Below are 13,938 nucleotides of genomic sequence, written 5' to 3'. Positions count from 1 at the left end.
AGTATCACTAGGCTTTTCAGATTGAGCAATTTACTTGAGTGCGGCGGCTGCTATTACCAGGCCGGAAACTATCCGCTTCGAGATAATCAATTCCCCTCCGCCGCTTGCTGATATCGCGGCGGCCTCGGCGACGCTGGCGGTCCCGATTGCGCTTGCGACACGCTTCGAGGGGTTCGGGACCGGGGTTCCATTCAGTTTCTCGGCAGGGAATCCGACCGGTTCGGCACCCAACTGCTCTGCGGCCCTGCGGAATCCGGGTTCGGATGCTCGTTGGTCCACGGTGGCCAGGCGGGCGATCGGTGCATCGCCAACCGCTCCCCGGACGGCTGCGACGATCTCGGCGGCGGTTGCGCCGGGGCGGAGGCCGACGCCTACCGCTAGTTCAGGCGGGGGCATGGGTGCGGGCGAAATCGGCTGCGGTGGAGACGAATCGGGCGATGGCGGCGGGGTTCCCAGCAGGGTGGGTGTGGAGGTAGGAGGCGTGCACTCGGTGCGGGGTCACGCCTTCTCGGACGGTTTCGCCGGACGGGGAGCGCCAGGCCCAGGCCGGTGCGGCGGAGGGCTGGGTGGTGAGGCGGGTGCGGTGGAATTCGTGGCCTCGGACTCGTTCACCGGCGGTCCAGAGGGGGGAATCGGTGAGGGCCACGGCGTCTCGGTAGCCGAGGGTGAGGCGGGGGCCGAATTCGGCTTCGGCGTCGATGACGCCGGACATGCGGTGGCCGTCGAGGGTGCGGGTCAGGTAGAGCAGGCCCGCGCATTCGGCGTGGACGGGGAGGCCGCGCCGGGCCAGGTCGGCGATCGAGGTGAGCAGGGTGGTGTTGGCGGCTAGTTCGGCCGCGTGTTCCTCCGGGAAGCCGCCGGGGATCACCAATCCGGCTGTACCGGTGGGCAATTCGTCACGCAGCGGGTCGAAGACGCGCACTTGGGCACCGGCAGCCGTCAACAGCTCGCGGTGTTCGGCGTAGCCGAAGGTGAAGGCCGGTCCACCGGCGATCGCCACCACCGGGCCGGACTCGTCGGCGGTGACCTCGGCGGCGGGATCCCAGCTCCGACCCTGCACACCCGAGGCGGCCAGTGCCGCGACGGCGGCGAGATCGATATGTGCCGCAACGAGATCCGTCATCGCGTCCACGGCGGCCTGGGCGGCGGATCCGTGCTCGACAGCCGGAATCAGGCCCAGATGCCGTGAGGGGACCGCCAATTCGGTCATCCGGGGCAGTGCCCCCAGCACCGGCAGGCCGACGCGCGCGCAGGCCGCGCGCAGCACCTGCTCGTGCCGTTCGCTGCCGACGCGGTTGAGAATCACTCCGCCGAGCCGGATTCCGCTGTCGTAGGTCGCGAAGCCGTGCAGCAGCGCCGCCAGGCTCTGGCTGTGGCCGCGGGCGTCGACCACCAGGATCACGGGTGCGCCCAGCATGGCGGCTATCTGGGCGGTCGAGCCCTCGGCGATGGGTTCGGTGTTGTGTTCGTCGATGCGGCCGTCGAACAAGCCCATGACGCCCTCGACCACCGCGAGATCGCAGCCCGCGCTGCCGTGCAGGTACAGCGGCGCCACCCGTTCGGCACCGACCAGCACCGGGTCCAGGTTTCGCCCGGGTCGCCCGGCGGCCAGCCCGTGGTAGCCGGGGTCGATGTAGTCCGGTCCCACCTTGAACGGCGCGACCCGGTGCCCGGCCCGCCGCAGTGCCCCGATCAATCCCGTGGCCACCGTGGTCTTCCCGCTGCCCGAGGCGGGCGCGGCGATGACCACCGCGGGTGTGCTCACCACTCGATGCCGCGCTGGCCCTTGCGGCCCGCGTCCATCGGGTGCTTCACCTTGGTCATCTCCGTGACCAGGTCCGCCGCGTCGATCAGCGCCTGCGGGGCGTCGCGGCCGGTGATCACCACGTGCTGGTTGCCGGGCCGGTTCCGCAAGGTCTCGACGACCTCGTCCACATCGACCCACCCCCACTTGAGCGGGTAGGTGAACTCGTCGAGCACGTAGAACCGGTGCTCCTCGGTTTCCAAGCGCCGTTTGATCTCCTGCCAACCCGCCAGCGCGGCGGCCGCGTGGTCCTCGTCGCTCCCCTGCTTGCGGGTCCAGGACCAGCCCTCGCCCATCTTGTGCCACTCGACCGCGCCCCCGACGCCGGTCTCCTCGTGCAGCTTCCCGAGCGTCCGGAACGCCGCCTCCTCCCCCACCTTCCATTTGGCGCTCTTCACGAACTGGAACACCGCCACATCGAACCCCTGGTTCCACGCCCGCAACGCCATCCCGAACGCCGCGGTCGACTTCCCCTTCCCCGGCCCCGTGTGCACCGCCAGCACGGGCAGATTCCGACGCTGCCGCGTCGTCAGCCCGTCATCCGGAATGCTCTCCGGCAGCGGCACACCCTTGGGCATAGTCTCCAGCTCCTTCCACGCCAACCTGTCCGGTGACTCACGGTGCCATACGCATGTGACGCGCCGACTCCCGGCCCGGACAGCGATCAGGCCGCTCGGGTGGCTCGGACGATGCCCGCGACGGAATCGCCGGTGAGGTCGGTCAATTGGAGGTAGCCGGCGCGGAGTTCGGCGGCTATGTCCCGGGCCAGGCCCAGGCGGATCATGCCGCGTTCGCAGTCGACGACCATGGCGGTGATCTTGTCATTGGCGAGGAGGCGGGCGGCGGCGCGGGCGCGGAGGACCGGATCGGGGCCGCCGGTGGCGCGGCCGTCGGTGAGGAGGACCAGGAGGGGGCGGCGGTGGGGGTCGCGGACTCGTTCGCGGCGGAGGAGGTCGCGAGCCTTCAGGAGGCCCTGGGCGAGTGGGGTTTTGCCGCCGGTGCGCAGGTCTGCCAGGCGACGGACGGCGATGTCGACCGAGGAGGTCGGGGGGAGGACCAGTTCCGCGTCCGCGCCGCGCATGGTGATGACGGCGACCTTGTCGCGGCGTTGATAGGCGTCGCGCAGCAGGGCCACGACGGCATTGGTGACGGCGGAGAGGCGGTCTCGGACGGCCATGGAGCCGGAGGTGTCGACCACGAAGACGACCAGGTTGCCTTCGCGGCCTTCGCGATACGCGCCGCGCAGGTCGGCGGGGGCGAAGGACAGCGGGCCCGTCAGGCGGCCGCGCTCGTACTGGTGGGGGGCCGCGGCGAAGATGGTGGCCAGCAGGTGCAGGCCGGTGGAGGTGTCATCGGTCGGGCGCACGACGCGGCCCTGGCGGGTGCGGGCGCGGGAACGGCGGCCGGGTGCGCCCTCGCCGACGCCGGGGACCTCCCAGCGCGGGGGCTTGGGCAGACTCGCGGTCGGGGCGGCGACACGCCCCTCGCGAGCGGGACGATCGCCGGAAAGGTTCCGCCCGGAGTTGTCCTGCGCCCCGTTGGGCGGATTCTGGCCGCCCCCTGGGGAATCCGGGCCGCCGGGATGATCGGGGCCACCGTCCGGGCCGTCGGGAAGGTCGGGGCCATCCGGCCGGGAGTCCGGGGCACTGTCGCGCGAATCCGGTCCGGCGGCAGGTGAATTGGTGTCGTCCGGACTCGGGCCGGGATTCTCGGCCGAACCGTTCGCCGGATCCTGCGGTCCCGCACCGTCATTCGGCGGGACCGCTTCACCTTTTCCCAGGCTGTCGTCCTCCCCGGCGCGGGCGGCTTCCTCGGCGGCCTTGTCCATGGCTTCGTCGAGTTGTTCCTCGCTGATTCCGGGTTCGTCGAAGGGATCTCGTCGACGGCGGTGCGGCAGTGCCAGTTCGGCGGCCACGCGGACGTCGGCCTCGGTCACGGTGGCCGACCCACGCCAGGCGGCGTGCGCGGTGGCGGTGCGCGCCACCACCAGGTCGGCGCGCATGCCGTCGACGTCGAAGGCCGCGCACAGGGCGGCGATGCGGCGCAGCTCGACATTGTCGAGGGTGATGTCGGCCAGCCGGTCGCGCGCGGTCAGAATGCGCTCGGCCACTTCACGATCCGCGGGGGCATAGGCGGCGGCGAAGGCGGCCGGATCGGCCTCGTAGTCCAGGCGGCGGCGGACCACCGCCATGCGAACGTCGACCTCGCGAGAGGCGACCACGTCCACGGTCAGCCCGAACCGGTCGAGCAGCTGCGGCCGCAGCTCGCCCTCCTCGGGATTCATGGTGCCCACCAACACGAATCGCGCCGGATGCGTATGCGAGACGCCGTCGCGCTCGATGTGCACCCGCCCCATGGCGGCGGCATCCAGCAGCACATCCACCAGGTGATCGTGCAGCAGGTTCACTTCGTCCACGTACAGCACGCCGTGATGGGCGGCCGCCAGCAGACCGGGCTTGAACGCCTGCTCCCCGTCGCGCAGCACGCGTTCCAGATCCAGCGACCCGACCACCCGGTCCTCGGTGGCACCGACCGGCAGCTCCACCAATCGCGCGGGCCGCGCCCCGGACTCGTCCACGACCGGCGGCAGCAGCTGCGCCAGCGCGCGCACCACGGTCGATTTCGCGGTCCCCTTCTCCCCGCGCACCAGCACCCCGCCGATGCCGGGATGCACCGCGCACAGGATCAACGCCAGCTGCAGCCGCTCCTGCCCCACCACCGCGGAGAACGGAAACCCGGCCTCAGCACCGGCCGTACGGACGCTTTCGGAGTAAGCCACAGGAGAAACGGACACGTCCCCAACTCTATGCGCGCCCCTCTTCCCGCCCCCGCCCGCCCCTTTCGACGAAACCGCCGGGCCGCGCCGGAAACGCCGAGCGCCCGCCATGGATCACACGACGGGCGCTCGGAGCGGGTATGGAGTCGGGGTCAGCCGCGGCGCATCGGGATGTGCGGGATGCCGTCCTCGATGTACTCCTCGCCGTCGACCTTGAAGCCGTGCTTGGTGTACATGTCGACCAGGTAGGTCTGCGCGTTCAAGCGGACCGTGGCCGAACCCGCCTCGGCCAATGCGGCCTGCAGCAGACGGGTCGTGTAACCGTGGCCGCGGGCCTCGGGGGCGGTGCAGAGGCGGCCGATACGGAAGGACTTGACGCCGTCCTCGTGCTCTTCCATGAGGCGCAGGGTGCAGATGACCTCGCCCTCATCGTCGAGCCAGAAGTGACGGGTCTCCGGCAGGAGGTCGAACCCATCGAGTTCGGGGTAGGCGCATTTCTGCTCGACAACGAAGACTTCGACGCGAAGTTTCAACAGCTTGTACAGCGTCGCGGTGTCCAGGTCTTGGGACCACGACCGTTTGAGAGCAACCGTTGACATCATCGCGTCTTGCTATCACATCTAGGCGTGAGAAGCGATACCGGAGTGCTTGGGCGTGTTGTCCGAATCCAGTTGCAGGGCCTTGTTGGACCAGTCCCACACCTCGCGGAACAGGGCCTGGTTCTCCGAGAGCTGGACCCCCAGCGACGGCACCATTTCCTTGAGTTTCGGCTCCCACGTGGAGAATTCGCGCGGGAAGCACTTCTTCATCACGTCGACCATGGCGCTCACGCAGGTGGACGCGCCCGGGGACGCGCCGAGCAGACCGGCGATGGTGCCGTCCTCGGCCGCGACGACCGCGGTGCCCAGCTCCAGCACGCCGCCCACGCCCTTGCGGCGGATGACCTGCACGCGCTGACCGGCGACGATCAGCTCCCAGTCGCGGCCGTCGGCGCGCGGAATGAACTCGCCCATCGCGCCGACCCGATCGGCCTGCGAGTTGAGCAGCTCACCGACCAGGTAGTTGACCAGGCCCATCTCGGTGACGCCGACGCCCAGCATGGAGAACAGGTTGTTCGGCTTCACCGACTTGATCAGGTCGGTCAGCTTGCCGTCCTTGAGGAACTTCGGCGTCCAGCCGGCGTAGGGGCCGAACAGCAGGCCCTTCTCACCGTTGATGACGCGAGTGTCCAAGTGCGGCACCGACATCGGCGGCGCGCCGACCGACGCCTGGCCGTACACCTTGGCCTCGTGCTGGGTGACCAGGTTCGGGTTGGTGGCGCGCAGGAACAGGCCCGACACCGGGAAGCCGCCGAAGCCGTTGATCTCCTTGATGCCCGACTTCTGCAGCAGCGGCAGCGCGCCGCCGCCTGCGCCCACGAACACGAACTTGGCGTTGATCACGCGCGCCTTGCGGCTGCGCAGGTTGCGGACCTTGACCAGCCAGGAGCCGTCGGACTGCTTGCTCAGGTTGAGCACCTCGTGGCCGAAGGCGATGTCCGCGCCGGAGGAGCCCAGGTAGGCCAGCAGTTCCTTGGTGAGCGCGCCGAAGTCGATATCGGTGCCGGAATCGGTCCAGTTCAGGCCGACCGGGTCGGAGAAGTCGCGACCCTTGGCCATCAGCGGTAGCCGCTCACTGAATTCGGCTGCGTCGTCGATGAATTCCATGCCCTCGAACAGCGGATGCCGCGACAGCGCCGCGTGGCGCTTGCGCAGGTATTCGACGCCGTCCGCACCGTGGGTGAAGCTCACGTGCGGGATGGGGTTGATGAAGTTCGACGGGTTGGCGAACACACCGTTCTCGACCGCGTAGGACCAGAACTGCCGCGAGACCTGGAACCGCTCGTTGATGTCGATGGCCTTGGTGATCTCCACCTCGCCATTGGCGTTGCGCGGGGTGTAGTTGAGCTCGCACAGGGCCGAGTGGCCGGTACCGGCGTTGTTCCAGGGATCGCTGCTCTCCCCGGCGGCCTCGTCCAGGCGCTCGAAGACATTGATCGACCAGTCCGGCTGCACCTGTCGGAGCAAGGCACCGAGGGTGGCACTCATGATGCCGGCGCCGATGAGTACTACATCGGTCTTTTCAATCGTGGCAGCGTTCGACACGGCGTTCGTCGACTTCCTTGTCAATTGTGGGTCACCAGGTGGAAGTTAGGTTACCCGTCGTTCACTTGAGCTCAATTCTGCCCCTGACCATTCCCGAATCCCGCTTCGAAATCCCCGAATGTGAGAGATCCCTCCCAAATGGACAGCCTTGTGGCGCGGTCTATCTTGGGCTTGTGACCTCCGATACGTCATCCACCGCCGCGCCTACGTCCACTACCACCGGGCCGACCGAGACCTGGCAGCCCGACGTGCTGGGCGACGATTACCAGCAGCTGACGATTCCGATGGGACCAGATCCGGACGGCGAGGGCGACGTGGTCGCCACGCTGGTCCGCTACACCCCGGCCGACGCCCCGGTCGCCACCCGGGCCGTGCTGTACGTGCACGGATTCACCGATTACTTCTTCCAGGAACACCTGGCCCAGCACCTGGCCGCCCAGGGGTACGCCTTCTATGCGCTGGACCTGCGCAAATGCGGGCGCTCGCAGCGGGCCGGACAGACCCCGCACTTCGTGAGCGACCTGGCGCTCTACGACGTGGAGCTGAACCGCGCGCTGAAGATCCTGCGCGCGGAGACCGGGCTGCCGGTGCTGGTCATGGCGCACTCGACCGGCGGGCTGGTGACAGCGCTATGGCTCAACCGGCTGCAGGCCGCGGGAGGCGCTGGTGCGCAAGGGATTACGGGCCTGGTACTCAACAGCCCCTGGTTCGATCTGCAGGGCCCGAGCTACTACCGGTCGGTGGGGACGCCGATCCTGGAGGGGCTGGGCCGGTTGCGGGCCTTCGCCAAGATCCCGCTGGGGGTGTCCACCGCGTACGGGGACAGCCTGCACCGCAGCGTCTCCGGCGAGTGGGATTACAACCTGGATTGGAAACCGTTGAGCGGCTACACGGTTCACGCGGGCTGGCTGCGAGCCATCCGGCGCGGGCACGCCCGGCTGCACAAGGGCCTCGACATCGGGGTGCCCGCGCTGATCCTGCGGTCCAAGATCACCAAGTTCATGCGGCAGTACGGGCCCGCCGCGGATCTGGCCGATCTGGTGCTCGACGTCAAGCAGATCCAGCGCTGGTCGGGCTGCCTGGGCGACCGGACCAATATCGTGCCGATCGAGGGTGCGCGCCACGATGTGTTCCTGTCGGCGGAGACGCCGCGCACCGCGGCGTTCGCCGAACTCGATTCCTGGCTGGAGTGGCTGGCTACGACCCAGGCGAAGTCACCAGAAGCTGGTGCGTAGCACCACTTCGGTGGCCAGTTCGTGGCCCGCTTCGGAGGCCACATCGGTGACATCCATGGGGACCAGCCGGAATTCGCCGTAGACGAACCGGCTGGAACCCTCGGCCACCGGGCGCGGCAGGCGCTTGGTGGCCAGCAGGGTGGTGGGGATCTCCACCGGCGGGCAGGAGGCGTCGCGGATCTCGCCGTCGGTACCGGGGGCGGCCGGGTGTCCGCCGCCCGCCGCGATCAGGCTCATGAAGCGGCCGAAGCCGCGCGCGGCCAGCTGCCAGGCCAGATCCGCGCCCGCGCCGCTGCCGACCAGGTTGGCCCACGGGACCTTCAGCTGGTCGAGAATGGCGAAAACCGCGGTGGCGTCGAGGCCCTCGATCGATTCGATCGCGATGGTGTGCAGGTCCGAGGTCTGCAGCCGGGCGCAGACCTGGTCGTAAACGTCGGCCGGGTCGCCCGCATCGGGTAGCAGCAGGACGTGGTGCCGTGTTTCGGGTCCGCCGATTCGCACCGCCCACTCGCGGTCACCGACCGTGATCCGCCGAGATTCCATGGTCATTCACGCTACAGGAGCCGCGGAGGGGCCGACCGCGAGTCGGGCGGATTGCTGTGATCTGAGTCACTTGATGACGGTGAGATTTGGGACATTCGACAATGGTCCCCCGGTGATGAGGCGTTCCAGCGCGTCGAGGTCGAGATGCTTCTCCAGCAGGTCGGCCAGCAGATCCAGCTGGGACGCGCGCACCTCGGCGACCGAGACATCCTCGGCGACAACGAAATCCGACCACCCCGCCCGCTCGGCCACCTGACGCAGCCAGGCGCGCCGAAACTCGTCCGATTCCAACGCACCATGCAGGTGCGTGCCCCAGATCGATTCGCGCACACTGCCTTCCGGTACGCCGTTCAGTTCGAACCAGGGCCGGTCGCCGGAGTGGGTGACGCGGCCGTGGTGGATCTCATAGCCGTGCACGGGGAGATCGTCATTACTCGCACGCAGCGCATGATCCTGGACACGGCCGCCGGAGCGGCGCAGCACCTTCGGATCGGCGAACTCGATCTCCAGATCCAGCAGGCCCAGGCCGGGAACGGTGCCCGCGGCCGATTCGACGGGGTCGACGATGGTGCGGGCCAGCATCTGATAGCCGCCGCAGATACCGAGGATCGGCCCGCCCGCGGCCGCCCGGGCGGTGAGGGCGTCCGCGATTCCGGTGCGGCGCAGCCAGTCCAGGTCGCCGACGGTGGATTTGCTGCCCGGCACGACCACCAGGTCGGCCCCGGCCAGCCGTGACGGGTCGCTCACCCAGCGCACGGCGACGCCCGGCTCGCACGCGAGGGACTCCACATCGGTGGAGTTGGAGATGCGCGGCAGCCGGATGGCGGCGACGGTCAGCCACTGCCCGCCCAGCGGCGGGGCCGGACGCCCGACCGGCGCGTCCGCCACGGTGCCGAGCGAGTCCTCGGCATCGATCCAGAGCTCGTCCGCGAACGGGATGACCCCCAGCGTGGGTCGCCCGGTGAGCTCCGTGAGCTGATCCACCCCCGGCCGCAGCAGATCCACATCGCCCCGGAACTTGTTGACGATGAACCCGGAAATCAGTTGCTGGTCTTCGGGTTCCAGAATCGCCACGGTCCCGAAAAGATGCGCCAGCACACCCCCGCGATCGATGTCCCCCACCAGCACCACCGGCAGCTCCGCCGCCCGAGCCAGCCCCATGTTCGCCAGATCCGTTGCCCGCAAATTGATCTCGGCGGGCGACCCGGCCCCCTCACAGATCACCACATCGAATTCGTCCCGCAGCGAGGCCAACTCCTCGGCCACAATGGCCCGCAACTCCGTCCGATGCCGGAAGTAATCCTTGGCCCCCACGCTGTCGATCGCCTTGCCCCGCACCACAAGCTGCGACCGCCGATCACTGCCCGGCTTCAACAACACCGGATTGAACCGCACACTCGGCTCCAGCCCACAGGCCCGAGCCTGCAAAGCCTGCGCCCGCCCGATCTCCCCGCCATCGAGCGTCACCACGGAGTTGTTGGACATGTTCTGCGCCTTGAACGGCGCGACGCGCACCCCGCGCCGCGCCAGCAATCGGCAGAGTCCTGCTACGACAACGCTTTTCCCCGCGTCCGAGGTGGTCCCGGCGACGAGCAGCGCGCCTTTCACCGCGCGCTGTACTCCGCTCGGGGGCGGTAGACGTAGTGGTCGCGGCCGCTGCTGGTGTAGGCGTCGCGGCCCGCGTTGGCGTGGGCGTCGTCGGTCGCGGGGAGGCTTTCGTCTGGTTCGGGCTGGCGGCCCGCTGCCAGTTCGACATGGCGGCGCATGGTGGCGCGCATGACGCCCAGGCCCTCGTCGCGGGGGTTGGGCGGGAGGACGCGCGTGGTGCGGCGGCGGGGGCCGCGGGAGCCGACGGCACGGGTTCGGGTGCCCCGCTGGGGCATTGCGATGTTCACGGGAGAGTCAGGATTTCTGCGCCTTCGTCGGTGACGACGAGAGTGTGTTCGAATTGGGCGGTCCACTTGCGGTCCTTGGTGACCACGGTCCAGCCGTCGTCCCAGATCTCGTAGTCGATGCCGCCCAGGTTGATCATGGGTTCGATGGTGAAGGTCATGCCGGGCTCGATGACCGACTCCACGGCGGGCTGGTCGTAGTGCAGGATGACCAGGCCGGAGTGGAAGGTCGGGCCGACGCCGTGGCCGGTGAAGTCGCGGACCACGCCGTAGCCGAAGCGGTTGGCGTAGGCCTCGATCACGCGGCCGATCACATTGAGCGCGCGGCCGGGCTTGACCGCCTTGATCGCCCGCATGGTGGCTTCCTCGGTGCGCTCGACCAGCAGCCGCACCTCTTCGTCCACGTCACCGGCGAGGAAGGTCTTGTTGGTGTCGCCGTGCACGCCGTCGATGTAGGCGGTCACGTCGATGTTCACGATGTCGCCGTCCTCGATGACCGTCGAGTCCGGAATGCCGTGGCAGATGACCTCGTTCAGCGAGGTGCAGCAGGACTTCGGAAAACCCTTGTAGCCCAGCGTCGACGGGTACGCGCCGTGATCGCACATGTACTCGTGCGCGATCCGGTCCAACTCGTCGGTGGTGACGCCCGGAGCGACGGCCTTGCCCGCCTCCTCCAGCGCCTGCGCGGCGATCTTGCCGGCGATCCGCATCTTCTCGATGGTCTCGGCCGTCTGCACCCAGGGCTCGTGTCCCTCGTTGGCGGTCTTCTTCCAGACGTATTCGGGGCGTTCGATGCCCTTGGGCACCTCACGGATGGGCGACTGCGTACCGGGTACGAGAGGCTTGCGGGTCCGCACAGACATGGGTCCAGGGTATCTGCCGGTCCGGATGGTGAGATTCCCAGGTCCCCCCGCCCGGGAATCTTTCCGGACTGCGGTCCGTTTAAGTTCCTAGTTGACTTGGAAACAAGACTCGAGAGGGGCTGCGGCCGTGGAACTTGGGCTCACGACATTCGCGGAAACACATCCGGTGGGCGGCGACGGGCCGGTGCCGAGCGCGGGTGAGCGACTGCGGCAGGTGGTCGAGGAAGCGGTGGCCACCGAGCGCGCCGGGCTGGACGTGTACGGCGTGGGCGAGCATCACCGCGAGGATTTCGCGGCCTCCTCCCCCGCCATGGTGCTGGCGCCCATCGCCTCGCGGACCGAGCGGATTCAGCTCACCAGCGCGGTGACCGTGCTCAGCTCCGACGATCCGGTACGGGTGTTCCAGGACTTCTCGACCCTGGACGGGCTCTCGAACGGGCGCGCCGAGCTGATGGCCGGGCGCGGATCGTTCATCGAATCCTTCCCGCTGTTCGGTTACGACCTCGCCGACTACGACGAGCTGTTCGAGGAGAAGCTGGCGCTGCTGCTGAAGATCCGCGAGGAGGGACCGGTCACCTGGTCCGGCAAGTTCCGCGCGCCGTTGACGGACGCCATCGTCTATCCGCGTACCGAGCACCGGCCGCTGCCGGTGTGGATCGCGGTGGGCGGCAGCCCCGAATCGGTGGTCCGCGCCGGACTTCTGGGCCTGCCGCTGGCCATCGCGATCATCGGCGGACAGCCCGCGCGGTTCAAGCCGCTGGTGGAGCTGTACCACCGGGCGCTCGAGCAGGGCGGGCACGAGCCACAGCCGGTGGCGGTGCACGCGCACGGCTATGTCGCCGAGACCGACAAGGCAGCGGTGGAGGACTTCTACGCCTCCTACGCGCGGGCCATGTCCGGCATCGGGCGCGAGCGGGGCTGGGGTCCGATGACCCGGCAGCAGTTCGATGCCCTGCGCTCGCAGAGCGGTTCGCTGTTCGTGGGCACGCCCGACCACGTGGCGGAGAAGATCGCGAATACCCGCGATACGCTCGGCCTGGATCGATTCATGCTGCACAGCAGCGTCGGCACATTGCCGCACGAAAAGGTCTTGCGCAATATCGAATTGCTGGGCGAGAAGGTGGCTCCGCAGGTGCGCTGACGCCGTCGAATGCCACCTACGCCTTCGAATACCAACCGGACCGTAATCCGATTGCGTTGTCGCAGTTCAGTTTCAGGCTGATCAACAACCGATTTGCCGGAATTCGCACGGCGCGGGGACTAGGGTGGGGGACGCAGCTGCACTCCCCATGTCAATCGAAAGTGCCGCGCGCCGTGTGTAATTCGCGCGCGGCGGAAGTCGGTTTGCGATGGCACCTATCCCAACGGGCGTCTACAGCATCAGTCGCCCGGTCGAGCAACTGATTACCGTGATGGACAACGAGTTGCCCACCATTGCCATGCTGCTGCCCCCGACCGGTAATCCCGGCGAGCAGGAATTCACGTTGGAGGAACTCGCCAACGGCAATGTCAGCCTGCGCAATGTGAAGAACATGGGCTTCCTGGGCACGGAAGGCGACCTGGGGGTCAACATGCCGGTCCTCGCCACCGGCAAGCAGTGCGAATGGGCGCTCTACCAGGCGTCCCAGCCGTTCACCTTCCATATCGTCGTGCCCGGCGGCCCGGTCGACGGCGTCGAACTCGCCCTCGATAACAGCCTGCTCCGCATCTATCCACCGCGGCTGGCACTGCGTCCGCTCGACGTCAACAACCCCTATCAGGCGTGGCGTTTCCAGTTCCACGAGTGAGGTGCGGCCCTTCACGCCGTGAGAAACGCGTATCGGCCGGTCAACACCGGCCGATACGCCTCGCCCACAACCTTTTTCGATTACCGATCAGTAATCGGTCAATTTCGCCTGGAACGCAATGCGATCGCCGCGATAGAGCGAACGCACGAGTTCGATCGGCCTGCCCTCGCCATCGATACTGCGCCGGTGCAACAACAGCATCGGCAATGCGGTCGTGCATTCCAGCAGTGCCGCCTCGCGCGGTGAGGCGAGCACGGTTTCGATGCGCTCGGTGGCCACCGCGTACACCACGCCCATACCGCGGGTGGCGGCGTAGAGCGAGGTCTCCGGGTTGTAGAACTCGCGCAGTACGGCGAAGCGGTCCAACGGCATCCACGTGCTCTCGAGTCCGATGCGCTCCCCGTCGGCGAGCAGGATGCGCTCGAGGTGCATGACCATGGTGCCGGGCTCGACCGCGAGATCGCGGGCCAGATCCGCGTCCGCCGGGACATCGGGCCAGTCCACGAGCAGACGGCCCGGCTTGCGGCCGAACTTGATCGCGCCCTCGGTGTAGGAGCGCAAGGTCAAGGGCTGCACCATCTTCGGGCGCGAGACCACGGTGCCGCGACCCTGGCGGCGAATCCGGCCCTCCACCAGCAGTTCCCGCACCGCCTGCCGCACCGTCTCGCGGGCCACGCCGCAGCGCAGGGCCAGTTCGCGTTCCGACGGCAGCGGGTCGCCCTCGGAGAGTTCGGCGAGCAGCGTCTCCAGTTCCGCGCGCACCCGATACGACTTCGGCAGGCGGCTCTCCACCCCGGTGGCCTCCCTCGTGTCCATGGCCCCAGCGTACACAGGATTGGTCTATACCAATTATTAACCCAGCGTTTCCACACGTAACACTCCTAGGTCTAGTAC

14 protein-coding genes are annotated in these 13,938 nt (G+C 68.3%); 3 read left to right on the top strand and 11 right to left on the bottom strand.

What is annotated here, in order from left to right; all coding sequences use genetic code 11:
* Positions 1-30 precede the first annotated feature (30 nt).
* The 6 genes from NS2_RS32280 to mqo all read right to left on the bottom strand — a co-directional run bounded on the left by NS2_RS32280 (position 31) and on the right by mqo (position 6,724).
* The gene (locus tag NS2_RS32280; protein ID WP_071811719.1) at positions 31-396 is read right to left on the bottom strand and encodes a cobalamin biosynthesis protein; all 366 of its coding nucleotides are present in this window, start codon (positions 394-396) and stop codon (positions 31-33) included.
* On the bottom strand, positions 383-1,765 hold the full coding sequence (locus tag NS2_RS32275; protein WP_370737329.1) for a cobyrinic acid a,c-diamide synthase CobB: 1,383 nt from the start codon (positions 1,763-1,765) through the stop codon (positions 383-385). Before NS2_RS32275 ends, NS2_RS32280 begins: the two co-directional genes overlap by 14 nt.
* On the bottom strand, positions 1,762-2,382 hold the full coding sequence (gene cobO, locus NS2_RS32270) for a cob(I)yrinic acid a,c-diamide adenosyltransferase (protein ID WP_033091069.1): 621 nt from the start codon (positions 2,380-2,382) through the stop codon (positions 1,762-1,764). Before cobO ends, NS2_RS32275 begins: the two co-directional genes overlap by 4 nt.
* Positions 2,383-2,468: 86 nt before the next feature.
* On the bottom strand, positions 2,469-4,598 hold the full coding sequence (locus NS2_RS32265) for a magnesium chelatase subunit D family protein (RefSeq protein ID WP_238588483.1): 2,130 nt from the start codon (positions 4,596-4,598) through the stop codon (positions 2,469-2,471).
* 134 nt (positions 4,599-4,732) lie between these two features.
* Positions 4,733-5,182 (bottom strand): GNAT family N-acetyltransferase, encoded by a 450-nt coding sequence (locus tag NS2_RS32260; protein WP_033091071.1) that lies wholly within the window; start codon positions 5,180-5,182, stop codon positions 4,733-4,735.
* 18 nt (positions 5,183-5,200) lie between these two features.
* Positions 5,201-6,724, bottom strand: coding sequence for a malate dehydrogenase (quinone) (gene mqo, locus NS2_RS32255; protein WP_147207390.1), 1,524 nt, complete (start codon positions 6,722-6,724; stop codon positions 5,201-5,203).
* A gap of 284 nt (positions 6,725-7,008) precedes the next feature.
* Between mqo and NS2_RS32250 the strand changes: the two genes are divergently transcribed.
* Positions 7,009-7,959: an alpha/beta hydrolase gene (locus tag NS2_RS32250; protein WP_045439911.1), complete on the top strand. Its 951-nt coding sequence runs from the start codon at positions 7,009-7,011 to the stop codon at positions 7,957-7,959.
* Here the strand turns inward: NS2_RS32250 and NS2_RS32245 are convergent.
* From NS2_RS32245 to map, 4 genes are all read right to left on the bottom strand, one after another.
* A complete protein-coding gene (locus tag NS2_RS32245) occupies positions 7,939-8,502 on the bottom strand; it encodes an alpha/beta fold hydrolase (RefSeq protein WP_033091080.1) in 564 nt (187 codons plus the stop codon). The two genes, NS2_RS32250 and NS2_RS32245, sit on opposite strands and share 21 nt — an antisense overlap.
* A 66-nt stretch (positions 8,503-8,568) precedes the next feature.
* Positions 8,569-10,110 (bottom strand): cobyric acid synthase, encoded by a 1,542-nt coding sequence (locus NS2_RS32240; RefSeq protein ID WP_033091074.1) that lies wholly within the window; start codon positions 10,108-10,110, stop codon positions 8,569-8,571.
* Positions 10,107-10,397 carry a hypothetical protein gene (locus tag NS2_RS32235; protein ID WP_033091075.1) on the bottom strand — a complete coding sequence of 97 codons (291 nt, stop codon included), beginning with the start codon at positions 10,395-10,397 and terminating at the stop codon, positions 10,107-10,109. Before NS2_RS32235 ends, NS2_RS32240 begins: the two co-directional genes overlap by 4 nt.
* On the bottom strand, positions 10,394-11,257 hold the full coding sequence (gene map, locus NS2_RS32230) for a type I methionyl aminopeptidase (RefSeq protein WP_033091076.1): 864 nt from the start codon (positions 11,255-11,257) through the stop codon (positions 10,394-10,396). The genes NS2_RS32235 and map overlap by 4 nt, the downstream gene beginning before the upstream one ends.
* Before the next feature lie 127 nt (positions 11,258-11,384).
* On the opposite strand from map, the gene NS2_RS32225 reads away from it, so the two are divergent.
* Together NS2_RS32225 and NS2_RS32220 are read left to right on the top strand one after the other, a co-directional pair.
* Complete coding sequence (locus NS2_RS32225) at positions 11,385-12,398, top strand: LLM class flavin-dependent oxidoreductase (RefSeq protein ID WP_033091077.1); 1,014 nt, start codon at positions 11,385-11,387, stop codon at positions 12,396-12,398.
* 208 nt (positions 12,399-12,606) lie between these two features.
* A complete protein-coding gene (locus NS2_RS32220; RefSeq protein WP_143837609.1) occupies positions 12,607-13,044 on the top strand; it encodes a ricin-type beta-trefoil lectin domain protein in 438 nt (145 codons plus the stop codon).
* An 87-nt stretch (positions 13,045-13,131) separates the two neighbouring features.
* Here NS2_RS32220 and NS2_RS32215 read toward each other — a convergent pair whose 3' ends face one another.
* A complete protein-coding gene (locus NS2_RS32215; RefSeq protein ID WP_033091079.1) occupies positions 13,132-13,860 on the bottom strand; it encodes a GntR family transcriptional regulator in 729 nt (242 codons plus the stop codon).
* Positions 13,861-13,938 lie beyond the last annotated feature (78 nt).

This window comes from Nocardia seriolae NBRC 15557, from assembly GCF_007990715.1.
Taxonomy (GTDB): Bacteria; Actinomycetota; Actinomycetes; order Mycobacteriales; family Mycobacteriaceae; genus Nocardia; species Nocardia seriolae.
This window is presented reverse-complemented; position numbering and strand designations above follow the sequence as displayed.

What these genes read in the sequence shown, in the direction of transcription:
- NS2_RS32280 (WP_071811719.1), bottom strand. Translation starts at nt 396, where the DNA reads ATGCCCCCGCCTGAACTAGCGGTAGGCGTCGGCCTCCGCCCCGGCGCA.
- cobO (WP_033091069.1), bottom strand. Translation starts at nt 2,382, where the DNA reads ATGCCCAAGGGTGTGCCGCTGCCGGAGAGCATTCCGGATGACGGGCTG.
- NS2_RS32260 (WP_033091071.1), bottom strand. Translation starts at nt 5,182, where the DNA reads ATGATGTCAACGGTTGCTCTCAAACGGTCGTGGTCCCAAGACCTGGAC.
- NS2_RS32250 (WP_045439911.1), top strand. Translation starts at nt 7,009, where the DNA reads ATGGGACCAGATCCGGACGGCGAGGGCGACGTGGTCGCCACGCTGGTC.
- NS2_RS32245 (WP_033091080.1), bottom strand. Translation starts at nt 8,502, where the DNA reads ATGGAATCTCGGCGGATCACGGTCGGTGACCGCGAGTGGGCGGTGCGA.
- map (WP_033091076.1), bottom strand. Translation starts at nt 11,257, where the DNA reads ATGTCTGTGCGGACCCGCAAGCCTCTCGTACCCGGTACGCAGTCGCCC.
- NS2_RS32220 (WP_143837609.1), top strand. Translation starts at nt 12,607, where the DNA reads ATGGCACCTATCCCAACGGGCGTCTACAGCATCAGTCGCCCGGTCGAG.
- NS2_RS32215 (WP_033091079.1), bottom strand. Translation starts at nt 13,860, where the DNA reads ATGGACACGAGGGAGGCCACCGGGGTGGAGAGCCGCCTGCCGAAGTCG.